At 37.4% G+C, this 24,531-nt stretch carries 24 protein-coding genes and 1 riboswitch; of the genes, 2 read left to right on the forward strand and 22 right to left on the reverse strand.

Annotated elements, in window-relative coordinates; translation table 11 throughout:
- Nucleotides 1–360 precede the first annotated feature (360 nt).
- The gene (locus FCJ93_RS13045) at nucleotides 361–2,511 is read right to left on the reverse strand and encodes a heavy metal translocating P-type ATPase (RefSeq protein WP_268951588.1); all 2,151 of its coding nucleotides are present in this window, start codon (nucleotides 2,509–2,511) and stop codon (nucleotides 361–363) included.
- Entirely contained in the window at nucleotides 2,474–2,848 is a 375-nt protein-coding gene (locus FCJ93_RS13050) for an ArsR/SmtB family transcription factor (RefSeq protein ID WP_137743867.1), read from the reverse strand. The genes FCJ93_RS13045 and FCJ93_RS13050 overlap by 38 nt, the downstream gene beginning before the upstream one ends.
- A gap of 183 nt (nucleotides 2,849–3,031) precedes the next feature.
- On the opposite strand from FCJ93_RS13050, the gene FCJ93_RS13055 reads away from it, so the two are divergent.
- Nucleotides 3,032–3,442, forward strand: coding sequence for a hypothetical protein (locus FCJ93_RS13055; RefSeq protein ID WP_235879473.1), 411 nt, complete (start codon nucleotides 3,032–3,034; stop codon nucleotides 3,440–3,442).
- Between the two features lie 136 nt (nucleotides 3,443–3,578).
- On the opposite strand, the gene FCJ93_RS13060 is transcribed toward FCJ93_RS13055, so the two are convergent.
- The 12 genes from FCJ93_RS13060 to FCJ93_RS13110 all read right to left on the reverse strand — a co-directional run bounded on the left by FCJ93_RS13060 (nucleotide 3,579) and on the right by FCJ93_RS13110 (nucleotide 17,548).
- The gene (locus FCJ93_RS13060) at nucleotides 3,579–3,977 is read right to left on the reverse strand and encodes a GyrI-like domain-containing protein (protein ID WP_095310697.1); all 399 of its coding nucleotides are present in this window, start codon (nucleotides 3,975–3,977) and stop codon (nucleotides 3,579–3,581) included.
- A 199-nt stretch (nucleotides 3,978–4,176) separates the two neighbouring features.
- Nucleotides 4,177–5,091, reverse strand: a complete 915-nt coding sequence (locus FCJ93_RS13065) for a pseudouridine-5'-phosphate glycosidase (protein WP_137743868.1) — start codon at nucleotides 5,089–5,091, stop codon at nucleotides 4,177–4,179.
- Nucleotides 5,092–5,131: 40 nt separating this feature from the next.
- Entirely contained in the window at nucleotides 5,132–6,094 is a 963-nt protein-coding gene (locus tag FCJ93_RS13070; protein WP_137743869.1) for a translation initiation factor eIF-2B, read from the reverse strand.
- Nucleotides 6,081–6,212 carry a hypothetical protein gene (locus FCJ93_RS25670; protein WP_268951589.1) on the reverse strand — a complete coding sequence of 44 codons (132 nt, stop codon included), beginning with the start codon at nucleotides 6,210–6,212 and terminating at the stop codon, nucleotides 6,081–6,083. Before FCJ93_RS25670 ends, FCJ93_RS13070 begins: the two co-directional genes overlap by 14 nt.
- A gap of 140 nt (nucleotides 6,213–6,352) precedes the next feature.
- Nucleotides 6,353–7,732 carry a PTS transporter subunit EIIC gene (locus FCJ93_RS13075; RefSeq protein ID WP_211344117.1) on the reverse strand — a complete coding sequence of 460 codons (1,380 nt, stop codon included), beginning with the start codon at nucleotides 7,730–7,732 and terminating at the stop codon, nucleotides 6,353–6,355.
- Between the two features lie 92 nt (nucleotides 7,733–7,824).
- Nucleotides 7,825–8,664 carry a PRD domain-containing protein gene (locus tag FCJ93_RS13080; RefSeq protein ID WP_137743870.1) on the reverse strand — a complete coding sequence of 280 codons (840 nt, stop codon included), beginning with the start codon at nucleotides 8,662–8,664 and terminating at the stop codon, nucleotides 7,825–7,827.
- 21 nt (nucleotides 8,665–8,685) lie between these two features.
- Nucleotides 8,686–9,183, reverse strand: coding sequence for a PTS sugar transporter subunit IIA (locus FCJ93_RS13085; RefSeq protein WP_137743871.1), 498 nt, complete (start codon nucleotides 9,181–9,183; stop codon nucleotides 8,686–8,688).
- 891 nt (nucleotides 9,184–10,074) lie between these two features.
- Nucleotides 10,075–11,955 (reverse strand): oxidoreductase, encoded by a 1,881-nt coding sequence (locus tag FCJ93_RS13090; protein ID WP_170211305.1) that lies wholly within the window; start codon nucleotides 11,953–11,955, stop codon nucleotides 10,075–10,077.
- 96 nt (nucleotides 11,956–12,051) lie between these two features.
- A complete protein-coding gene (locus tag FCJ93_RS13095) occupies nucleotides 12,052–13,932 on the reverse strand; it encodes an oxidoreductase (protein ID WP_137743873.1) in 1,881 nt (626 codons plus the stop codon).
- Nucleotides 13,933–14,180: 248 nt separating this feature from the next.
- Nucleotides 14,181–15,560, reverse strand: a complete 1,380-nt coding sequence (locus FCJ93_RS13100; RefSeq protein WP_137743874.1) for a PTS transporter subunit EIIC — start codon at nucleotides 15,558–15,560, stop codon at nucleotides 14,181–14,183.
- 57 nt (nucleotides 15,561–15,617) lie between these two features.
- Nucleotides 15,618–17,036, reverse strand: coding sequence for a glycoside hydrolase family 1 protein (locus tag FCJ93_RS13105; protein WP_137743875.1), 1,419 nt, complete (start codon nucleotides 17,034–17,036; stop codon nucleotides 15,618–15,620).
- Nucleotides 17,037–17,068: 32 nt separating this feature from the next.
- Nucleotides 17,069–17,548 carry a PTS sugar transporter subunit IIA gene (locus tag FCJ93_RS13110; protein WP_137743876.1) on the reverse strand — a complete coding sequence of 160 codons (480 nt, stop codon included), beginning with the start codon at nucleotides 17,546–17,548 and terminating at the stop codon, nucleotides 17,069–17,071.
- A 340-nt stretch (nucleotides 17,549–17,888) separates the two neighbouring features.
- Between FCJ93_RS13110 and FCJ93_RS13115 the strand changes: the two genes are divergently transcribed.
- Entirely contained in the window at nucleotides 17,889–18,467 is a 579-nt protein-coding gene (locus FCJ93_RS13115) for a TetR/AcrR family transcriptional regulator (RefSeq protein ID WP_170211306.1), read from the forward strand.
- Between the two features lie 107 nt (nucleotides 18,468–18,574).
- Here the strand turns inward: FCJ93_RS13115 and FCJ93_RS13120 are convergent, their stop codons facing one another.
- The 8 genes from FCJ93_RS13120 to FCJ93_RS13155 all read right to left on the reverse strand — a co-directional run bounded on the left by FCJ93_RS13120 (nucleotide 18,575) and on the right by FCJ93_RS13155 (nucleotide 24,165).
- Nucleotides 18,575–19,081, reverse strand: coding sequence for a nucleoside-triphosphatase (locus FCJ93_RS13120; protein WP_137743878.1), 507 nt, complete (start codon nucleotides 19,079–19,081; stop codon nucleotides 18,575–18,577).
- A 9-nt stretch (nucleotides 19,082–19,090) separates the two neighbouring features.
- Entirely contained in the window at nucleotides 19,091–19,861 is a 771-nt protein-coding gene (locus tag FCJ93_RS13125; RefSeq protein WP_137743879.1) for a DUF364 domain-containing protein, read from the reverse strand.
- Nucleotides 19,862–19,866: 5 nt separating this feature from the next.
- Nucleotides 19,867–20,424, reverse strand: a complete 558-nt coding sequence (locus FCJ93_RS13130; protein WP_211344118.1) for an FmdE family protein — start codon at nucleotides 20,422–20,424, stop codon at nucleotides 19,867–19,869.
- 27 nt (nucleotides 20,425–20,451) lie between these two features.
- Nucleotides 20,452–21,576 carry an ABC transporter substrate-binding protein gene (locus tag FCJ93_RS13135; RefSeq protein WP_137743880.1) on the reverse strand — a complete coding sequence of 375 codons (1,125 nt, stop codon included), beginning with the start codon at nucleotides 21,574–21,576 and terminating at the stop codon, nucleotides 20,452–20,454.
- A 64-nt stretch (nucleotides 21,577–21,640) separates the two neighbouring features.
- Nucleotides 21,641–21,871, reverse strand: coding sequence for a hypothetical protein (locus FCJ93_RS13140; protein ID WP_137743881.1), 231 nt, complete (start codon nucleotides 21,869–21,871; stop codon nucleotides 21,641–21,643).
- Between the two features lie 92 nt (nucleotides 21,872–21,963).
- Nucleotides 21,964–22,344 carry a methyltransferase gene (locus FCJ93_RS13145; protein ID WP_170211307.1) on the reverse strand — a complete coding sequence of 127 codons (381 nt, stop codon included), beginning with the start codon at nucleotides 22,342–22,344 and terminating at the stop codon, nucleotides 21,964–21,966.
- Nucleotides 22,307–23,134 (reverse strand): ABC transporter ATP-binding protein, encoded by an 828-nt coding sequence (locus FCJ93_RS13150; RefSeq protein ID WP_137743883.1) that lies wholly within the window; start codon nucleotides 23,132–23,134, stop codon nucleotides 22,307–22,309. The genes FCJ93_RS13145 and FCJ93_RS13150 overlap by 38 nt, the downstream gene beginning before the upstream one ends.
- Nucleotides 23,134–24,165, reverse strand: a complete 1,032-nt coding sequence (locus FCJ93_RS13155) for a FecCD family ABC transporter permease (RefSeq protein WP_235879475.1) — start codon at nucleotides 24,163–24,165, stop codon at nucleotides 23,134–23,136. The genes FCJ93_RS13150 and FCJ93_RS13155 overlap by 1 nt, the downstream gene beginning before the upstream one ends.
- Before the next feature lie 194 nt (nucleotides 24,166–24,359).
- A riboswitch (molybdenum cofactor riboswitch) is annotated at nucleotides 24,360–24,490 on the reverse strand.
- Between the last annotated feature and the right edge of the window lie 41 nt (nucleotides 24,491–24,531).

A 24,531-nucleotide genomic window follows, 5' to 3' on the forward strand; every position in this document is an offset into this window, starting at 1 on the left:
TCTTTTTTGGCGCTATTTGTCCTCATGAACACTTTATGCGGACAACACAAGCTCTTTTTTGGCGCTATTTGTCCTCATGAACACTTTATGCGGACAACACGAGCTCTTTTTTGGCGCTATTTGTCCTCATGAACACTTTATGCGGACAACACGAGCTCTTTTTTGGCGCTATTTGTCCTCATGAGACCTTCATACGAACAAAATTTGTAGCAAAATGAACGACCGCTAGCTTTTAAACTGCTACCATTCGTAGGCAATTAATTAAAGGTGACTAGGGTAAGACATTGTACTGCCCTTCAAACTTAAAAACAAAAAACAATTAAAGGGCAGCACGTATAACGAATTAACTCTTCACCCCTTCTACTTCTGATCCTTCACTAAAAGGAGCCTTAAACTATTTAAAGTGACAAGCAAAGTGGCCCCCATATCGGCAAAAATAGCAATCCAGAGAGTCAGCCAACCTGGAATTACCAGTAATAATGCAATCAGTTTAATTCCTAATGAAAACGTGATGTTTTGCTTAATAATTTGCAATGTTTTTCTGCTTAATTTAACGGTAAATGGCAGTTTGCCAAGATCATCAGCCATGAGCGCTACGTCGGCTGTTTCTAATGCCGTGTCTGTACCTGCTCCACCCATTGCGATCCCTACATTCGCTGCCGCTAGAGCAGGCGCATCATTAATTCCATCTCCGACCATTGCAACGCGCTCATATTTCTTCTGCAGCTCTTTAATAAAAGTAAGCTTATCCTGCGGCAACAATTCTGCCTTTATCTCAGAAACACCTGCATACTGTCCAATTGCTTGCGCCGTCCCTTTATTATCTCCCGTCAGCATAATTGTTTTTTTCAAACCAAGGGAATGAAGTTTCTCCACTACAAGTCGGCTATTTTCTCTTACTTCATCAGCAACAGCCAACACTGCCAGCGCTTCTGTTCGTGAACCTGCTACGATCACTGTTTTTCCTTGAATTTGTAGGGCATTAATTTTCTCTTTTATCTCCTGAGCTAGTCCATTACTAAGGGTCTCGTCCAATAATTGTGGACTGCCCACAAAATAGGTTTCACCAGCGATGAGCCCTTTGACCCCTTTTCCTGTTATCGAAGAAAACTCATTCACTTTAACACTTTCATAATCGAGTTTTTCCTCTTCTGTTTTTTTCAAAATGGCAGAAGCTAAAGGATGCTGGGAACGCTTTTCTAAAGCAGCGATTATTTTTAATAATTGGGGAGCTCTATCCATACCTTGCTGTAACGGGAAAAAGTCTGTTACTACTGGAACTCCTCGTGTAAGAGTGCCGGTTTTATCAAAAGCCATTGCTTTAATGGCACCCATTTCTTCTAAATGAATTCCTCCTTTGATTAACACCCCGTTACGTGCTGCATTTCCGATCGCAGTCACAATTGAAACTGGTGTCGATACAACAAGGGCGCATGGACAACCAACGACCAAAACTGCCAAGCCTTGATAAATCCATGTACTCCATTCTCCACCAAGAAGTGGCGGAATGATTGCGACACCACAAGCGACTAACATAATAAGCGGGGTATAGTATTGGGCAAAGCGATCAACAAACGCTTGAGATGGAGCACGCTCCGCTTGCGCTTCCTCGACAAGATGAATAATTTTAGCAATTGTCGAATCATCCACACGTTTGGTTACCTTTACTTCTAGAAGCCCCTCTTCATTTAACGTGCCCGCAAACACTTCATCATTGTTTACCTTCATCACTGGCACAGATTCCCCCGTAATGGCAGCTTGGTTGACGGCTGAAGTCCCGTTTATCACCACTCCATCCATGGCAATTTTTTGACCTGGCTTCACAATCATAATATCGTCAATTTCGATATCTTCAACTTCCACCAACATCTCCTTCTCACCGCGACGAATCAGTGCTTCTTTTGGCGCAATCTCCATTAAAGAACGAATGGATTGACGAGCTTTGTCCATTGAATATCTTTCAAGAGCTTCACTAATGGCAAAAAGGATGACAACCGTAGCCCCTTCACCCCATTCACCGATAATTGCTGCTCCGATTACAGCTATCGTCATTAATGTTTTCATATCAAAGGTAAAGCGAAACAGGTTCTTAATTCCTGTTTGAAATAAACGATATCCACCTATTATAATCGAAGCTCCAAAAGCAATCGTGCTCATAACATGTCCTTCACCCAAGAGCCACCCGATTAACAGGAAAATAGCCGAGATCACGACATTTGCATGCTTCTTTAAAAATGGTTCCTTTGCTTCCGTAAATTTTTCTTTATCAGGAATGATTCTTAAATTTTCAAATGCACCCGCCTTTTCAAGTTCAGCAATGGTTGCATTCCCATATAAAGTAAGCTTTGAAGCAGCAAAATTTACATTTGCATCAACAACACCATCCAGGTGTTTTACGTTTTTCTCAAACGTATTGGCACAGCTTGCTCAGGAAAAGCCTTGAACACGATATACTTGTTTTTCCATTGATGGTTTAGTTGCTTGGTTCAAGTATTTTCCCCTCCTTTTCATGGGTAAGAGCCAATTGAATGAGTTGCCTAACATAGTCATCGTCTAAAGAGTAAAAGACTAATTTCCCTTCTTTTCGATACTTCGCTAAGCCCATATTACGAAGCAATCGTAAATGATGAGATGCAGTTGCTAAAGAACAGCCGACAATTTGAGAAACATCACAGACACATAACTCTTTTTCTTCACTTAAAGCAAAAGCAATTTTCAGTCTTGTGTCATCCGCTAATGCCTTAAACATTTTTGATACTGAAAACGTATTATGCTTTGATATGGATTCTTTTACTCTCTTTACTTTTATTTCATCATAGCAAGTCACTTCACAAACATCGTGTTTCAATTGAGCTCACCTCTTATTCAAATCCCTATTTGATTATTAGTGTATGCAAGTTTCAAATAATAGTCAAACATTCATTTGAATATTTGACTAAAATGGTTTCTTTATCCGTAATGAAATGTTCACTTTATCACAAAAAGTTGAAAAATATTAAAGAGTATACTTAGACATGAAAGGATGCGATAAATGATGAAGAGAAGCAAAATACTATTCTATGGAACTGGTGCCCTCTTATTGATCGTTGCCCTCGGTGCGATTTCTGCAGGAATCGGATTGATGTTAGAGCCGGATGGCAGCAATTTAGGTATGTCAGTCGAGCTATTAAGCAAGTCTCCTTTTCAAAACTTCCTAATTCCCGGAATCGTTCTCCTAACGTTCAATGGGATTGGCAGTTTAGTGGGTAGTTTTCTATCCTTAAAGCGTCATCATTTGACCAGTGTTGCAACAATAAGTCTCGGCGTAATCCTGATCATTTGGATTGGATCCCAAGTATACTGGCTTGGATTGATCAGTATTCTGCAGCCGCTCTTTTTTGCAATTGGTTTATTGGAGATCTTTTTGGGAGGCATTTTATTAATAAATAAAGGACAATCATAGTAAAGAAATGAACTCGAGGTACTCTTTCAAAAGCGAAGAAGACAAACATTACGTATCGACAATTCGTTTTTATCTTAGACAAAAAGGACCCAATCATTATTGGCTCCTTATTAATCATAAAAAATTCCATCTTGAATTACTTGATTCCTATATAAATCTCAATTTCTCCGTTTGGATAATATTTCTCAAAATCATATGTATACGCTCTCTTCAATGTACCTGAATCCTCTCGTTTCCAAATCTGTTTCCAAGTATTTATGACACCTTGTTCTTCAGTTTTATCGACATTAAAAATTTCATATTTTGCTGTATTCAATATTTCCAGAGAAGGTTCTCTTTCGTTATCTTCAACAGCAATGCTTAACGTATAATCGCCTTTATAGTCACTCTCATAATGATAATAGACACCATAGATTATCGTATTTTGATTGGTTAAGCTTTTAGATGCCTCTTTCCACAGCTCTGCAATTTTCTCCATCAACTGCTCATCATTAAAATTATTTGTTCTCACAGTATTAATAATAGATAATCTCATTGGCTTCTCACTCCAAAACTAAATTTTATGAAGACTATTACTCTTATTCTACAAAGCATCATATATTCCTCTTTCGTCAATTAACTGCTGTTTGTTAACAGCAGCTTTACTTGGGTTCATGAATCTGAGCAGCTTCGCAACTTTGTATGCAATAAAAAAAGAAGGAATGACGCCACTCCTTCTTTCTCAAAAGTCAAAATCAAGAAAATTCCTGTAATGCGGTCGCGATTTTAGCGCCTATCAATGCGTTGTGATAAACTAATGCAACATTTGCTTCTAAACTTTTACCGTTGCTCATCTCTACAACCTTTTTTAGTAAGTAAGGAGTAACTTCTTTTCCTTTTATGCCCTGCCTGCTAGCCTCCGTTAATGCTGTTTCTATAATATAATTGATTTCAACTTCGGACATAGCTGAATGTTCCGGGATTGGATTGGCAATCACCGCGCCACCTTCTATTCCTAAATCCCATTTTACTTTTAATACTTCTGCGATTTCCTTCGGTTCATCCAGGGAATAATCCAGTTTAATTTCGCTAGTACGGGCGAAAAAGCTCGGCAACACATTTGTTTGGTAGCCGATAACAGGAACTCCTTTCGTTTCTAGATACTCCATCGTTAAATTTAAATCTAAGATAGATTTTGCACCAGCACAGACAACAGCTACGTTTGTTTGGGCCAGTTCCTCAAGATCTGCAGAAATATCCATTGTTGTCTCTGCCCCTCTATGAACCCCTCCAATTCCACCAGTTACAAAAATACGGATACCAGCTAACTGAGCACAATACATGGTTGATGCAACAGTAGTTGCCCCCATTTTATTTGTTGCAACAATGACAGCAATATCTCTTCTTGAGACTTTAGCAACATTCTCGCTTTTTGCGAAAGCCTCCAGTTCTTGTGGAGATAAACCAATCTTAATTTTTCCATCCATTAATGCGATTGTTGCGGGTATCGCATTATTTTTGCGAATTATGGTTTCAACCTTATTGGCCATCTCTAGATTTTGGGGATAGGGCATCCCATGCGAAATAATGGTTGATTCAAGGGCAACGATCGCTTTGCCATTTTCTTTTGCCGCTAAGACTTCTTCCGATAATTCCAAATACCTGTTCATATTACTCCACATCCTTTACTTGAATTCTCACCATAAATGCTTAACGAGCAGCTTCCATAATAAACTTTTCAAGTTTTCCCCAATATTCTCCCACTGTTGAAGGATGGATGACACCAAACTCACAAATAATCGAGTGAATATCGTCGGCTGGAGTCAAATCAAAAAATTGATTAATTACCTCTATTCCATCTAAAGAATCAAAATCGCCCTTTTGAATCATTTCCTCAATCGTACGTCTTTCCAATTTAACTTGATAACCTTCTTTTGTCCTTAAATCGATTTTGTAAATCTCACTTGCAATATACACTTTTTTATTACACATTTTTGCCAGCTTACTAATCAAAGCTGTGCCCATTTTATTAGCAACACTACCGTCAAAAGTAATCGTATCTGCACCAACCATGATATAATCGGCCTTTGGCATAAACTCCCAAGCGCTTGCATCTGTAATATAAATTACTGAAATTTGATAGCTTTGGAGAATTTGAGCTGCCAATCTCGATTCCCTTAATGGGCGTGATTCTGTACAGATCACAGTAAATCTTTTCCCCTGTTTAGCAGCATGTATAAAAACACTCATTAATGCACTACTGTAACTATGCATGAATACTGTTTCCCCATCCTGAATGATGTTTCCTCCGAACTGACCAAGCTTTTCAACTGCTTCCAAAGAAACATCGATGATTTTTTGACACAATTTACTGATTTTCTCCTGAATTTCGAGCACCTCTGCATCAATATTTGCCTCCAATAAGGCATAAACAAGATTTTTTGAATTATAAATGGTCGCCATTGTTGGCTTAAGCTCAAGCATTTCAGAAGAAAGATAATCAAGACGATTTTGTAATTCTTCTCGATTAGAGAAGACTTCTTGGTCACATGCCAACTTGTATGCCCAAGCTGCTGCTCTACCAAAAGGACTTCCCCCTTTTACATTCATATTCCTTATTTCTTGAATAACATGTTCTGCTGACTCAAAACGAATATCATTAACTTTTAGCATCGATGACTTCCTCTCGTATATTTTTTGCGAATACGCCTTCAGAAATATTAAAATTGTGGCTGCGCTCATCAGTACAGTGGCGATTTGTATAAGCCACCAATCCTCTTTCTGATTCCATGAAACGAGATTGCTCCTCCCGTTTCATGGAAATCAGAGTGCCTTTCAGTTCTACTTAAAAGCTTGTGAGGCTTCACAGGAAATGAACTTTATCACAATTCTGTTTAACATAGCCTGTAGAATTGGTACAAAATAAACTGCCTATTCTTTTGCTTCATCAATTCCAAACATATAAGTTAAAATAAATGTTGCTAAACTTCCAACTAAGGCACCTATTAAAAGACCAACAAATCCTACTCCAAAATAGGCTGGTAAAGAGTAAATACTTAATGCAACCGGGGCAGTTACACCTGCGAAACTTCCACCAGCAATGGCTCCCCCTATTGCTCCTCCCACTAATACAAAATAAAATGGTTTTTTATACTTCAAGTTAATGCCATACATGATTGGTTCAACGATACTACCTCCAAAAAATCCCGTTAATGTTAAGGACAAAGCCGTTTTCCTTGTTTGAGGATTCTTCGTTTTGGCCGCAACCGCTAATCCTGCAGCATACTGACACATTAAGCTTGGGGCATGCGTAACAATGACGGTATCTCTACCAAAACTAGCAATATTCGGAACGGTTACTAACGATAAAATGACAATGTGCATGCCACCGATGATTAATATTTGCCACGTACCTCCTATGAGTGCTCCAGCTAAAATCGGACTGAAATCATAAAGGGAAGTGAAAACAGATGTAATAAAAGTTCCTCCCCAGTTTCCAATTGGACCAAGAATTAAAATGGTTATCGGTGTTACAATTAATAGACTAAAAAATGGGACAAAAAGTGAGTTTAATGCTTTTGGGATTATTCTTTTTAATAGTATTTCAACTTTTGACAGTAGAAGTATAGCTAAGATGGCAGGAAGCACTGAACTTGCATAAGACACTTCAGTTACTGGTATCCCTAAAAAAGTAATTCCCTCGCCATTCTCACCTAAGAGATTTATAAAACTAGGATGAATAAGGAGCCCAACAACCATTAATGACACGCCAATATTGGCATTAAACATTTTTGCTGCTGACCATGCCACCAATATAGGAAGAAAATAGAAAAACGTATCTGACAAGGCAATTAAAATCGCATAAGTCGTATTCGTGTCACTAATTTCAAAGAAGACTTCTAAAATGATGCAAAGTACTTTGAGAAAGCTCATCCCCAGCATTGCTGGTATCAGTGGAGTAAAAATACCTGAAAGTGTTCCTATTAATCTATCTAGTACATTTTGTTTCTGTTCATGCTGATCTTTTTCGTCTTTTTTTATATTTTCATCATTATTATTGTTAGAAAAATTGTACTTTTCGGAAATTTCTTGGTAAATATCTTCCACGATAGCCCCTAATACAATTTGATATTGCCCACCAAAATCCATAATTTTGATAACTTCAGGAAGCTTTTTCAACTCCTCTTCCCTTATCTTTGTGCTATTTTTTATGACGAAACGCAATCTTGTCATACAGTGAGTCAGAGAGGAAATATTCCCTTCTCCACCAACAAGTTCAACTATTTTTTCTGCTAATTCTGTTTTTAACACTTGTGCCACCTCTCTCTCCAATTTTCATTATTTTTATTGGATTGACGTCAATCTTTATACAAAACAGCCTATGCGCAATTCAGCTGTTATTGCTACTTTTTATTGTGAAGAATCATAGAATTGATATGAATCATTAAATATCCCAGTTCTTCATTTGGGACCCTGAAATTATAATAATCATTTATATATGCAGCGATTTGTTTCGCACATTCGTATTCTTTTTTAAATTTGTCCTTCGCAATTTTGTATAGAAATTCATCATTATTATTTACTTTATTGGAAGATAATCGATATAAAAAGAACTTTAAATGAGTGATAAAACGTATATAATAAGTAGAGTTATCATCCAATTTGACATTATAATTGGACTCAATAATAGAAATAAGGTTTTTTATGATTATCGTTATCTCTTTTATGCTCGTTTTATTAGAGTTAAGAGTCGCATTAATCAAATTGAATGCAATATAGCCCGCCTCGTCTTCATCCAACTTAATGTCCGTGTGTTTCTCAATAATTTCTAATGCGAGCGCACCCACTTTAAACTCATTCGGATAAAACTTCTTTATTTCGATTAAAAGTGGATTTTCAATCATTTCATTGGAAATTTTTCGTTCAATGGCAAATGCAATATGATCGACCAAAGAAATAAATAAATTTCCTTCTTTAAAGTTGGTACCAATGGTGTTTTTCGCTGTTTCAATGATCTCGTTTGTCGCATTAATATAGGAAGGAGGAATTGAACGGAATAATTCTTCCACATATTTCATTTCATTTTTTGACTCTAAAATAAACTTTTTTTCGATTTTGCTACGTTCAACAGGATCATGAACCTTTTTTTGAAAGGCGATTCCTTTGCCTAGTAAAATCGTTTCATCCCCGTTTTCATCGAGCGCCACTACCGCATTATTATTCATTATTCTAGAAATAATCAAGAGCAATCACTCCTTAAATTATTAAGTCTTTAATTTAAGAGGAAATAAAGCTTCGCCACGCTTAGTCATTTTCGGAACTACTTCAATCTGCTCATAGCGATTAGAGTTTAAAAGAATCAAGATAACATCTGGATCATATCCTTTCTGCTTGATTAGTTCCAAATCAATTTTTAATAGTAGTGTGCCCATTTCTACATGTTCATTTCGTTTAACATAGGGGATAAAACCAACTCCCTCTAATTCCACCGTATTCACTCCTACATGTAATAGCAATTCTTCTCCGTTATCTCCAACTATCCCAATCGCATGATTAGTTGGAAATATTGATGCTATCTTTCCTGAAATCGGTGAATAGATCTCATTGCTAGATGGAATGATGGCACAACCATATCCCATGCTACCATCGCTGAAAACAGGATCTTTTACCTGTTCAAGCGGAACACATTTTCCATCGATTGGTGAATAAACTTGTATTTTATCTGTCATAGCTGTCTTTTTCTTTGAAAATAATTTTTTCATAGTCTTTCACCTCATTATTCTTTTCGCAGCTTTTCTTAAATTTCCCTCAAAAATTAGGCGCTGTTTTCCCCAATGCTTTTGACCATTTCTATTTTCTTTCGTTATCAGTTCAATTTCTCTCTAGTACGAAAGATTCACTTGTAAAAAACAAAAAGACCCAAAACAAACAGTTCGTTTGTCTTGAGTCTTGCCTGACGTCAAAGTTCATACTTTGCGAAAGTCACAATCTCATCATAACATTTTATTATTGTAAGTGCTTTCATTTTTACCATAACACTATTATTTATAAATTTCAAGTGTTTTGAATTATTTACTTATTAAACAGGATTTTTCACAACGGATATCCATATCTGATACCGCGAATTTTGCAGCTTGTAATTACACTTTGATATCAGGAGAATTTCCGTATTCATAACCTGAAGTCGGAAGCAACGCATTTGTTGAATGGGACAAATTGAGCTTCGAAGTGCATACCGTTCAAGTTTGTCCGTATAAAAAGGCTTATTGGGACAAGGAAACGCAAAATATCGTGCTTAGTTTGTCCTCATGATGGGCTCATGCGGACAGAGATCTCCTAATTCAAGCGAACCCTGTCCTCATACAAGACTGATGCGGACAGAACTCACCCAACTCCAAAAAATGGTCCTCATAAAAATTTTACGAGGACCATCCTGGATTGAAAATCCAAACAAAGAATCGCTGCATAATGAATGCTTTAGCTCTGACCCAACTGTATTGTCCATGGTCCCGGTACAAGTTGCATGTATGTTTGGAAACTTGACCATTGCAAATGGCTCTAACAACCTTCCTGAACCAGTCAAACCACTAGCTACTTTTCAGAAAAATAGAGAAAACGCTCGTATCCCCATAAGATCAGTGTACGTACAAATATTAAAGATTCGCTGAGACAAAGTACCCTTCTCGCGTAGCATCCATCACATTTCTTACTTGTTTTGCATCACCGATAACAAATGTATCTGGTACGATTCCATAGAATTGTTCAACTACACTTTGTTTTGGTTTAAAGCCAGTGGATAATATTACCGTCGTTGCCGGGATAAACTTTTCTTTACCTTCCTGTACAAAAATGACTCCGTCCTTAGTAATTTCCTTACAAAAGGAGTTCAAATACAATTTTAGCGTTTCAACCTTTTCCATAGTCTGCCGCAAACCAATTCGATAGAGCATATTACCATTAGGAGCATACTCGCTGCCGCTTTGTAAAATCGCTACATTTCTGCCTTTATGAGCTAACTCGAGCCCCAGTTCACAGCCTGTAGAGCCGCCGCCGATAAGAACTACATCTTGACTGATCTCTTCTAACTGTTCATACACATCCAATGCTTGCAGAACATGGGGCTGGTCAACCCCTTTTATTGGCGGGGAAAAAGGCTCTGCTCCTACCGCAATAATGATAGCGTCGGGTCCTATTTCCTTTATTAATTCTGGAGTGACCTCAGTTGACAAATTTACCTTTACATTGGATTTATTGATTTGAGTTGTTAAATAAATTAAATATCGATATAAATCTATTTTTATTTCCTCGAATTTTGCATACGATAACGCACCGCCAAGTTCTGCCCTTTTTTCAAGGAGAATGACTTCATGGCCTCGCTCATCAGCAACAAGAGCAGCTTTCATTCCAGCAGGACCACCGCCGATAATGACCACTCTTTTTTGTTTTTTTGCTTTTTGCACGTGCAATGGAACTAAATGTGATCTTGCATATCGAGGGTTCACGGAACAGCCAACATTTTTTCTTTCCGTTGAAATATGATAGCAATATTGGCAGCGAAGGCAGGGAACAATATCCTCTTCACGCCCTTCTTTCGCCTTTTGTGGCCAGAAAGGATCTGCGATTAACGGTCTTCCTAAAGCAACAAAGTCTGCCTTGCCTTCAGCAATAATTGATTCTGCTTCCTCAGGCGTCATAATCGCCCCGACAACTGTAACTGGAATATTGACATTTCTCTTCACTTCGGCAGCCCATTCCACATTAGGCATATGCTCTTTAAATATGGTTGGAGCCATATGGACATTTCCTTCATGATTAATGTCAAGGCCAGCTGAAATATGAACCATATCTAGTTTATCTTCTACGAGCTTAATAAATTGGAGCACCTCATCAAATTCAATGGATCCATCTACACATTCATAAGCGCTTATACGCATATCTATAACAAAATCTGGTCCGACTGCCTCTCTTACTCTATCAATAATCATCTTCGGAAATTTCGCTCGATTTTCAAAACTTCCTCCATATTGATCCGTCCTTTTATTGAATAACGGTGATAGAAATTCTGCCGGCAACCACCCATGGCCAAAATGGAGCATAACTAGATCAAAACCAAATTCCTTGGCGTTTTTTGCAGTTTCTGCCCAATCATTAGCTACTTCATCCATCATTTGCTCATCCATCGCTCTTACTTCTGTACCATCTTCTCTAGTAAAACTAATTGGCCCTATTGCGTAGTCGTCTACACGTGCATATTGTCCGGAATGAATAATTTCTAGAGATGCTTTGGCACCAGCCTGATGGGCAATAATAACTCGCTCTCTTGTTGCTTCCCGTTGATATTTATCAAAGCCATATGGCTCATCTGGACTTGAGTAGCTTGCTCTCTTTCTACTTGCATTTATACTGCCAGTAATGATTGTTCCTGCACCTCCCAGTGCTTTATCATGATATGGGCCTGCTGGAGTTGCAATAATTCGGTTATGAAAGATAATATTTTTTACTTTAAGCGGTTTAAATAAATTGGGAAATTTCACTTTTTTCACCTGCCAATTTCTTTCAATTTGCGTTTTAACCCTCTGGAAAAAAGGACGGAGTTCCCTGTTTTCCAGAGGGTTGTTCCCTATGTTTGCTCAAAGATTTTTAGCAATAAAGTACCCTTCCCTCGTTGCATCCATCACGTTTCTTACTTTATAGGCATCACCAATGACAAATGTATCTGGTACAATGCCGTAAAAGGATTCGACAAGTTTAGAATTAACTCTCATTCCGGTTGATAAAATAATGGACTGAGCAGTGATAAATTTTTCCTCACCATTTTGTATATAAACGACCCCATCTGTTTTAATTTCTTGACAAAATGCATTCAATTCCCAGTGCAAGCATTTCTCCTTTTCCATCGTCTGCCGTAATCCAATCCGATAAAGGAGATTTCCGTTAGCTGCATATTGCCCGGAGCCTTCTAAAATCGTCACTTTTCTCCCATTTCTCGCTAACTCAATGCCGAGTTCACAGCCTGTAGAGCCACCGCCAACTATGACAACCTCTTGGCCAAGCTTTTCCATTTGGCCATAAACCTCTAATGCTTGCAAAACATGGGGCTGGTTGACACCTTTTATTGGCGGCGTAAAGGGATTGGCCCCTACAGCAATAATGATCGCATCGGGGCGTAGCTCCTTTATTAATTCAGGAGTTGCTTCCGTGTTTAGCTGGACTGAAACTGTCGATTTATTGACTTGAGTAATTAAATATTTCATATAGTTATATAAATCTACCTTTAACTCTTCGTATTTTGCATATATTAACGCACCACCCAGCTCAGAAGACTTTTCAATTAGTACGACTTGATGTCCCCGTTCTGCCGCCACTATCGCTGACTTCATTCCTGCCGGTCCGCCACCAATCACAACTACTTTCTTTTTCTTCTTTGCAGTATCCAACTCCAATGGAACTAAATGCTGCCTTCTATAGCGTGGATTCACGGAACAGCCCACATTTTTTCTGTCTGTTGAAATATGATAGCAGTATTGGCATCTTAAACATGGAATAATGTCTTCATCGCGACCTTCTTTTGCCTTTTGCGGCCAAAATGGATCAGCAATTAAAGGTCTACCTAAAGCAACAAAGTCTGCTTTACCTTCTGCAATAATAGACTCTGCTTCAACTGGACTCATAATAGCACCGACAACCGTCACAGGAATCTTTACATTTCTTTTCACTTCCGCAGCCCAATCCACATTTGGCATATGTTCTTTGAAAATGGTTGGAACCGCATGAACATTCCCTTCATGGTCAATATCCAATCCAGCGGATATGTGAACCATATCAATTTTATCTTCAATTTCTTTTATAAATTGAAGAACATCCTCAAATTGAATTGACCCTTCAACACATTCTGAAGCGCTAATTCTCATATCTATAATAAAATCAGGACCAACTGCTTCCCGAACACGGTCAATTATCATTTTGGGAAATCTCATTCGATTTTCCAAACTACCACCATAATGATCTTCTCTTTTATTAAACAAGGGAGACAAAAATTCTGCAGGAAGCCAACCATGCCCGAAGTGGAGCATGACTAGATCAAAGCCGAACTCCTTTGCATTTTTAGCAGTTTCAGCCCAATCATTGGCTACCTCCATCATATCTTGTTCATCCATTGCTTTTACCTTTGTACCATCATTCCGAGTAAAGCTGATTGGGCCAAGAGCATAGTCATCTACTCGGGCGTATTGACCGGCATGGATCAATTCTAAAGATGCCTTTGCTCCAGCTTGCTTAGCGACAATCACTCGTTCCTTTGTTTTTTCTCGTTCATACTTATCAAATATATAAGGATCATCCGGATGTGAATAGCTCGCTCTCTTTCTACTAACGTTTGCGCTACCAGCAATAATGACTCCCGCTCCGCCAATTGCTTTATCATTATAAGCACCTGCTGGAGTTGCTATTATTCTATTTGTAAATACAGTGTTTTTTATTTTCAACGGTTTAAACAGATTAGGAAATTTCACTTTTTTCCACCTTCCATTATGTTTTTTTGGCTTTGTTATAAGTTCGATGTTGAACTTTGGTTCAATTACATATGAAGTCTCAGACAATGAGCCAAAAATCAACAAAATCGTTTAACAAAGCTTTTTTATAAAATGTCCCCGGGGAAGTAGAAAAAAAGATGACCAACTAGATTAAGAGATATGGTTTTAAATGAGATTCGATAGAAGCAGTCATACTGTCAACTGCCTCTATCGAATTTAGCTGAAGCCTACACAGATTTAGTTGTTAAAAATTTTCCTTTTTCCATTAGGAATGTAACAATAAAACCTACGGCAATTGAAGAGAAAACGCTAAGCATATAGAATGGAAAGACTTCTGTCGCAGCAGCAAACGCTGGTAGACCAAGAATTCCTCCGAAAGCAAAAGCTTTTACATATACTTGAAAAATTCCACATACTAACCCACCTGCTGCACCACCTAATATTAAGGCTAAAAAATATCGCTTGTTCTTCATACAAATACCATATAATCCTGGCTCCGTAATCCCCGATATCATATTGACAAATGCTGCAGATCCAGCAACTTCTTTAATCTTTTTATCTTTATTAAAAAGCAGAACTGCCAAGGTTATACCTAATAGAGCATAGCCTCCCATGCCACCGGCTGCTAAGGAATATTCAAATCCTTGCTCAGAAAGAATTTGCAATTGTATCGGCAAAATGATCCAATGCAGCCCTAGCATAATCACAAAGATAAAAAATGCTCCTGAGATTAAGCTAAGAATAAAAACATTTCCATCAACAAAAAATTGATATCCATCCGCTATTGCTTGAGCTAATATATTTCCAATCGGCCCAAATACCAATAAAGAAAGGGGCACCATTAATACGATGGACAATAAAGGAACAAGCATAAATTGCAATGGCTTTGCTAAATATTTCTTGAGAAATTTTTCTATATAACTAAAAGCCCACATTGCAACGATAATTGGGATAACCGTATTGGCAAAGTTCATCGCAGTAAAGGGAATTCCTAACAAAGTTAATCTTTCTCCTGAAATTAGTATTGCACTTAAATCTGGATGCATTAATGCCGCCCCAATCGTAGCCCCGATATAAGGATTTGCACCGAATCGACTGGCTGCAGTATACGCTAGTAATATTGGGAAGAAGTATAATAACGCATTCCCTACTGCATTCAAGGTAATATAAGTCGTACTTTCTTCCGAAATCCAGCCAAAGTTTGCAGCGATAGCAACTAAACCAATCAAAATTCCTGAAGTTGCTAATACAGGAATATACGGCGTAAAAATTGCAGAGATCGTTGCTAAAAAACGATCAAGTAAGCTGCCTTTTTTACTCTCCGTGCTCTCAGCACTTGAATCTTCTCTCTCAGAATTCACTTCGCCTGTTAAATTTGTAATAGCTTTGTATACATGTGACACTTCCGTACCTATTATTAGTTGATAGTTTCCATTTTTATCAACAAGGCCTAAAATATTTGGGTTTTTTTCTATAGCATCCTTGTCCAATTTACTACTTTCAAATAAGGAAAATCTTAATCTAGTAGCACAATGGGTTAATGTCTTAATATTTTCCTTTCCTCCTAGCGAAGCTAAGACTTCATTAGCAACATTTTCATAATTCATTCATTTATCCTCCTCCGGACATTTTAAATGCATGAATACAGCTCGGTAATAAAACGCTTACATTCCCTCACTTAACGACTTCCCGTTTGATTCAATTACTCGTTTATACCAATAAAAACTTTTCTTTTTATAACGTTCAAGAGTTCCGGAACCATCATCATGACGGTCGACATAAATAAAGCCATATCGTTTTCTTAGTTCCGCAGTGGAAGCACTAACGAGATCGATGCATCCCCAAGCTGTGTAGCCCATTACTTCCACACCGTCTTCAAGCGCTTCTCCTACTTGGAGAAGATGATCTCTTAAATAATCAATTCGATAATCATCGAGCACCGTCTTCTGTCCATTTTCATCTTCTACTAAAACATCTCTCGCCCCAACACCATTTTCAACGATGAAAAGAGGCAATTTATATCGATCATATAACTCGTTAAGCATATATCTAAGCCCTTGTGGATCGATCTGCCAGCCCCATTCATTAGCCTCTAAAAATGGGTTAGCTATCCCTCCCAAAATATTCCCCTTACTATTAGACTTTTGCGCAGAATCAGCAGTTTCACATAGACTCATATAGTAGCTGAGCGAAATGAAGTCGACTGTGTGAGTTAGTATTTCCCTATCTTCAGGTTCCATTTTGATTTCAATATTATGTTCTTTAAAAAAACGTCGCATATATGCTGGGTATTCACCTCTTGCATGCACATCTGCAAAAAAGACAATTTCCCTTTGCTTTTGCATTGTGGCGATCACGTCGTCAGGCTTAGAAGAAAGGGGATATATCGGTACAGCCAAAATCATGCAGCCAATTTTTGCGTTCGGCATGATTTCGTGCCCTAATTTTACCGCCATGGCACTTGCGACCAACTCATGATGAATCGCCTGATATAAATCCTGCTTCGTTAATTTATCTTTATCAGTGTAGATGCCTCCGCTGCAAAAGGGCTCATAGAGAATAGAATTGATTTCATTGAATGTTAACCAATACTTCACCTTATCTTTGTATCTCGTAAAAATCGTTTCTACATATCGGATAAAAAAATCGATTAGCTTTCTGTTGAGCCAGCCATCATACATTTTTGATAAATACAATGGTGTTTCATAATGAGAAATAGTGACAATCGGTTCAATTCCATATTTTTTACACTCATCGAATACACGGTCATAGAACTGTAGACCTAATTCATTCGGTTCTGTTTCATCTCCATTCGGGAAGATTCTTGACCAGGCAATGGAAATGCGAAATGCCTTAAATCCCATTTCTGCCAATAATTTTATATCCTCTTTGTATCGATGATAGAAATCAATACCTACCAGTTTCATGTTATCTGGAGTCGGCTCTTCTGTAATTGGGCCGCTAAACCCTTTGGGCATCACATCTTGGATCGACAGTCCTTTGCCATCCGCATTATAGGCCCCCTCGGATTGATTAGCGGCAATGGCGCCTCCCCACAAAAAATCTGCTGGGAATTCTTTCATAACGCATAGTCCCCCTTTCTCTGTTGTGCAAATTAATTTTCAATAAGCTCAATGACCGTTTCCAATTCTTCGACCTCTTTGCCAGTAAAACTTACCACTTCTTTAAATGAAGCGGTATTACAAATGATGAGCGGTGATATAAGATCAAAACCTTGTCTTTTGATTTTATCGATATCAAACTGTAGCAAAGGTTCCCCTATTTTTACTTTTTCGCCTGAACAAATAAGTGCCTCAAAGTATTGCCCGTTTAAACTAACTGTATCCAGGCCTACGTGGATCAATATTTCCGCTCCGTTGTCGGAAGTAAGGGTAACGGCGTGTTTAGTTTCAAACACGGACACCACTTTCCCATTAACAGGGGATACGACTCTGCCTCTTTTCGGCAAAATTGCTACACCCTGCCCCATCATTTCTGTCGAGAAGACCGGATCATTGACATTACTCAATGGCAATACTTCACCTTCAATCGGCGACTTGATTACGTTTTCATCTTTTCGCCTTTTTTTGAACAAGAGTTAAACATTGCTACCTCCAAACAGTTAAAAAACTTAACTACATCAGAAAATCTACGAAAAATGTCTAATTCAGATAAGCTTATCTTAATTTCATCTTATGGTTAGACAAATTTTTCATCAATCACTAAAAAATTTGTTAATGTCTAAAAAACCAACATTTTTTTTAATATTGTCGGAAACATCAAAAATTTTTATGGATATGGTATATAATTTAATTACTTAGAGAGCTTGTGCTCTATTGCAAATTAATGCTTATTTGTTGTAATTTGTCATATTTTGAACCTCGAAACATCGCATGTTTAATCATCGGGATTGGATATCATAAAGGAGGAATATGATGCTTTCAGATGAGAATCGTGAGGACAGAAGAGTTCGCCGAACAAAAAGAATGCTCAAGAGAGCATTTATAGACATTCTTTATGAAAAGGAATACAAAGATATTTCCGTAACCGATATTGTCGAAAGAGCCGATTACAATCGAAGCACCTTTTACTTTCATTATAAATATAAAGAAGAATTAGTTGAGGAGCTTAATGAAAGTATGGTTAATGGTCTCATTGCTGCTTTTTTTGATGATTTTAAAAAAGGGATTGAGAATATGACACCTGCCGATATTGTCATTTTTGAGCATATTTATAAAAAGAAGGATTTTTTTAATCTTTGGAAAACATCGGAAGCGATCCCAAATATTCAAGAAATGTTTATTGACAAGTTTTCATTAGCTTTTAAAAAAGAACTTTTAAAGATGCGCAATCTCAATACTGACATCGATATGGACTTATACGTAACCTACCATGCACAGGGTGTGCTAGGATTAATACTGGACTGGATAAAAAAGGACTATTCCCATTCATCTACTTATATGTCGAGGCAATTACTCAATTTATTAAATATTAATCAGCTGAAAAAATCATAAATAGAGCTGCTCGGTTTTATGTATATGAGCAGCTCTATTTATACTGATGAATTCGGATAACCGGTATCACTTCGCAGCTACAATTACTTGAAATTGTCTTTAGGCGGTCAATCAGTTAATAATTTACTCATTACAATTTTAACAAGTTGATTTCGATTTTCTTCAGAGACCCGAATTATTTCCACATCCTCTCTATCTCTAATAGAGTTAAGAAAACGGGAAGGTTTGTCCTTTAGGACACCTAAAATAGGAATATCCGAATTTAAGCCCTTATGCACAAGTTTTTGAAAATAAAATGCTCTATTTTCAAAGAGACCTAATTCATCCATAATAATCAGTTCAGGAGATTGAATAAAACATCTCTTCAAAATCGTTGCTCCTTCATTATCAAAGGTTGAAGAAATTGGCGGCAACGGATAGCTTCTTGTTCTTTCCACACTATTTGCTATTATTGCTGCACTTTTTTGAAATTCGGAGATAAAGAATTGGCGCCGAGGAGTTTGCTTCATTACTGTCTTAAATCCACAAACTCCACCTGGATAATCCTCAATAATTTTATTGATGATTGTACTTTTTCCAACTTGTTTGTTTCCGGTTAATAGAATATTGGGCATTGTAGGGCTTTACCTCTCTGTAAAGCTTGGATAAGGGATAAATTGAACACGTAACATTCCTTCACTAAAAATATCATCTGTATTTCCTGCAATTGCCTTTTTCAATTTCATGTGATTATTAATAATACTTCCCCCGATACAATTAACGCCGAACTCAAATAAAATATTACTTACTGGAACAGAAGGACCAATCATTACTACAAAACGATTGTTGGCTAATTCCAATAACCGGGGGCATGTTTTATTCGTCAAGGTTGTTCCTGTAATAAACACATAATCTTGATAGGAAAGGACATATTCACATGCACTGTCTGGCAAATCATCGCCAACCAGATTCCTTTCCAACACGGTTAAATTACACTCTTGAGCCAGACTTTCTACATTTGGAAAATGACCAATTACTGCCACATTTTTCCCTTTGATTTGTTCCTTAAAAACAGTAAAGGCATCTTTATCATTTTCATCCAGCCAACGCATTTTCTCGTTCACTTGTGCAATTTGATTGTAATAAGTATTAATTGCCGCCATGCCAATGGATGCATCTGAAAAATTCCATGATTTCACATAATGAGCCAATTCTTTCAGAGTCATTCCTGTACAGCTACGATTGTCTAGTTTTCTCGTTGTTTGACCACCTTTCATCGACATAGCTATTCCAGCATACTGATTTTGAAGAAAATCCTCACTATTTACTACGATCCAGTGCTCATTCTCTTGAATTTCTGTTACAACTATATCTGTTTCAACTCCATCTATTAACCTATCGTATATTGACCACATCTTAGCTACTCCACCCTTAATACTCGGTAATATTTCGAACGATCAGCACAATGCCTGCAATAGTTTTTCCCATCTAATGTCACATGCCGATTATCCATGACTTTTTCTTTACATCCTTCACAGCAAACACTGATGATAGGCTTCCCTGGTAAATCAAACTCGGTAATATTTAGTTTGACTTCTTGAATACTAAAAAGCTCCTCATCTGAATATTGATTATAAAATGCTAGGATGTCTTCTCCTTTTTCTGGCGTAATACGCTTATGATTAAAAATTCGATAGGAGCATTTTGTTTGAATATCATAAAAAACGGCTGCCATCTTTCCATAATCAATCCACTTTAAACGCCTCCTGCCAAGACTGCAGCCACAAACCGCACTGACAGCATCTGCAAGACAGCGATCCGATTCAACATATATGATTAAATCCTTGTACTTCTCTGGCTCAGTAATACCGAACTGCATTAAACCGAGACGGGCAATTCTCGTACCCAATACTTGCCCAATACAAAGTTGACCATGAAAATTTAAAGCTTTTTGCAAATCTTCTTCAAAAGTTCTCACATCAGTCCCTCCTTTACTGCCTTACTTTTAATCCCCTTTTGTTGCTTGATCCAATAATTGCTTGGCCTCCTCATCTGTCAATTCATAGTGATAAAATAAAGAATAGTATTCCTTTACTTTTTCTTTCAAATCGTATGCATATAATTCTGGATAAACCAAGTTCCCCAACCAGTTCATCCCTATAATTCTATTAACAGATGGCGGAAAACCAATCCAATTATAAGGAGCATTCGGCACTAAATAAACTTGTCCGTTTTGAACTGCCGTCAACTCTTGCCAGCTTGGTTCTTTACCGGAAGCGACATTTTCAAAAACATTTTTGTCATTGAGTAAGATAATATCTGGATTCCATATCATAAGCTGTTCCATCGATATTTCATTTCCTCCACCTTTGCTGGCGATTTCATCCAGTACTGCTGCATTTTCAATTCCTAAATAATCAAGGATTTCTAAATGAAACGATCCTGCTGCATTTGTATTCAACCCTTTATCACCGGAACCGTAATATAAAGAAACACGATTTTTATCTGTAATTAACCCCTTATTGGTTTCTGCTAAATCTAAAATTTCCTCTGTAAATGCTGCCAATTTTGCAGCGCGCTCTTCTTCTTTAAGTAATTTTCCTAAAGTCTTATACATCTCCGGAGTAGAATCCAGCGTAGCTTCAATAAAAATGGTTGGAATTCCTGTCTTTTCTTGAATTTCGTCCATACTTTCCTTAATGTCAGACTTGGCTTCACCGATATCAATAATCACATCCGGGTCAATTGAAACGATCGCCTCTAAATTAAAATTATCACCATGGAACTGGCCAAATACTGGTAAACTCCAATATTCCTCATTGACAAATTCCTTTTGTTCATCTGACAGTGCTGTCGCAAGCCCAGCTAGCTTTTCTGGAGCAATTGTGTACAAGACCATTTGGGCCAAGCCTGCAGAAGGAACAATTTTCTCAATGTTTGCAGGTAACTCTACACTTCTTCCAACAGAATCAGTAAACTGAAAAGTCTCAGAGCCTGCCTCTCCTGTTTTTTCAGTTTTTACATTCTGATTCTCCCTATTTTCAATATTATTTGTCGCCGATTTACTACATGCGAATAAAAGGCTCATCATTAGTATCGCAATACAAAATAAAACAACATTTTTTTTCATTTCTCCAGCTCCACTTCATTTATTTATTAATTCCATTATTTTGTGTTTAACTAGTTTCAAAAGATTATTTTTCTAACACACAAATCGCTATCTGCTTTTTATTTGGTAAATAATAGGAGAATTTTTGATTTTCCACTGGAATAAGATATTGTTCTAAATGCTTTCTAATAACTGATTTCCCAGCATCCTTGCGATAATTACGAACAAATCTAAAAGCTTCCTCCATAGTGTGAAAGGGTTGACCAAACTCTAACTCCAGCTCTTTGTAATAACTTATTTTATATTTAGCTCTCAAAGACACTTCTGTCTCTTTAACGGTTTCTCTCTTTGTATACTCACTTTTTTTCGGTAAAAAACCCTCTGATTCACCGTTTGGAAATATAAAAATTACTTTCTTTCTGCATAGTCGAAGAAAAGTTCCATATCTTCCTGCGATCTTCCAAAGAAACTTGCCACAACAATATCCCATTTGGGAATCTTCCTTATTTTATGCCAATCGCTATGCTGTATTTGAATATTCCGAATATCGTTTTCTAGCATGTTCACCTTTAAAGCTTCCAAAACGTTTTGATCGCAGTCAACTGCTGTAACATTCCTACACAGCTTTGATAACTGCAGACTTAAAAAACCTAATCCGCATCCCAAATCCACAACATGATCCTCATCTGTTATAAACTCGGAAATTTCTTTTGCAATACACTCGTGAAATCTACTAAAAATAGCTGCTTGTTCATAAAAGCGAATACTCTCTTCTGTCCATAGAAACATTTTTTCCATAATCTCCTTTTAATTTTGGGACAATCACTTTAGTATCAACATCCCCATTGTAAATTTCATGTATTTCTACGCTTACACCATAAACATTTTGGATCAACTCTTCTGTCAACTCTATCGTCGGACATCCTGCGCAAGTGATCTCTCCTTTCTGCATCATCAACATCTTATTGCCATATATAAAAGCATGCTCTGGGTTATGTGTTGTCATAATAATTGTGTAACCTTCCTGAGCCAACTCTCTAACCTTTTCCAGCACACGAATCTGATTCCCATAATCCAAATTTGCAGTGGGCTCGTCCATTAACAATATAAATGACTTTTGTGCAACCGCCCTTGCAATTAATGTCATTTGTCTTTCACCTCCGCTAATTTCTCCATAACCCCTATTCCATAAGTAAGAGATCCCCAATTGCTCCAATGCTTCGTACGCTAATTTTTCATGCTCTCCAGTTGGGCTTGCTAACTTATCTAAATGAACGGTTAATCCCATTGCTACTATGTCTAATACCTTAAAATTAAAAGTTGGATAATGAGATTGCGGAATATAAGCCATTTTTTTAGCAAGTTTAACTTGACTCATGTTTTTAATATTTTCATTGTGAATGGAAACGATGCCATTATATCTTTTATGTAAGCCAAGAATACAGCGGAACAATGTACTTTTCCCTGCACCATTTGGTCCTAATATACAAAGAAAATCGCCAGCCATTGCTGTAAAACTAATGTCCTTTAAAATTTCCCTCTCACGATAGTCAAATGAAAGCTCCTTTACTTCTAACATTAGGATTTATTCCCTTCTCTCATAATTAGATAGATAAAAAATGGGGCACCAATAAAAGCAGTCAAAATTCCTAGTGGAATTTCCTGCGTGGTTAACATTCTTGAGAAATTATCGACAATGAGCATAAAACTCGCACCTAATATCATCGATGCTGGGATCAGTCTTCGAAAATCCGGTCCCGTGATCATTCTTGTAAAATGAGGAATGACAAGACCGACCCATCCGATCATGCCGCTAACAGCAACACTTGCAGATGTAAGCATTGTTGCGCAAATAATCACGATCAATCGAATGAATTTTGTATTGATTCCCATTGCCTTTGCTTCTTCTTCCCCCATCGTCATGACATTCAGCTTCCATCGTAAAAATAGGAGTGGAACTAATCCTGCTAATATTGGAATAAAACAAAACCAAATCTCCTTTTGTCCAATTCCAGAAAGACTGCCCATCAGCCAGTAAGTAATAGCAGGAAGTGTATCATTCGGATCCGCTACTAGTTTAATAAACGAGATTGCTGCTGAAAAAAGAGAACCAACCATAATTCCCGTAAGAATTAAGCCAAGGGTTGGATTACCTTTAACTCGACGACTTAATAAATAAACCATTAACACCGTAATCACACCAAAACAAAATGCGAACAAGGTTGTCCCCAAAAATCCAAGATGAAATAAAATGGCCAGCGCTGCGCCAAAACCTGCTCCAGACGAAGCCCCCAGCAGATCTGGAGAACACATTGGATTTTGAAATAGACCTTGATAGACTGCACCAGCACAAGATAATGCAGCCCCAACTAAGACTGCTCCTATCACACGAGGCATTCTGATTTGGTACAGCACCGTTTCGATTGAAGGATCCCACCCTTGCTCAATCGGAACTATGTTTGAGAATAATACTTTTACTAGGTCAATAGGATGAATGGGATATCTTCCTACATGAAAAGAAACGACAAAACAAATTATTAAAAAGCAGAACAATAAAAATAATTGCATTTTGTATTGCTTTCGATGCTTTGATGAATGGAAATCCTTCAATTTTTCACCTCTTTACAAAAATCTTATTCATTCTTCCTCCCTCGCCATTTAAGTCATCTTCCAAATGCTTCATGGAGAAAAAACTTATCTTTCCAGCAAAGCATAGAAGCCTTTGCAAACGTCGCAAATAAACATTGTTTGCATAGACTACAATAAAAAAATCCAATGCAAAAAAACGCATTGGAACTTTTACTCATAAAAGCTTCACGTCTCCTTTGCATATGGCAGGCACACACATTTCTATGTTTACCCCGCGGGCATTTCCCGGATCTACCCATCATAGAATGATTTCCTTAGATAAATAGATTCGGAGACAATATTTAATTACAAGATTTAATTATAATTAGATATAATCATTTATAATTA

It is taken from the genome of Robertmurraya siralis (assembly GCF_005502275.1).
Taxonomy (GTDB): domain Bacteria; phylum Bacillota; class Bacilli; order Bacillales; family Cytobacillaceae; genus Robertmurraya; species Robertmurraya siralis.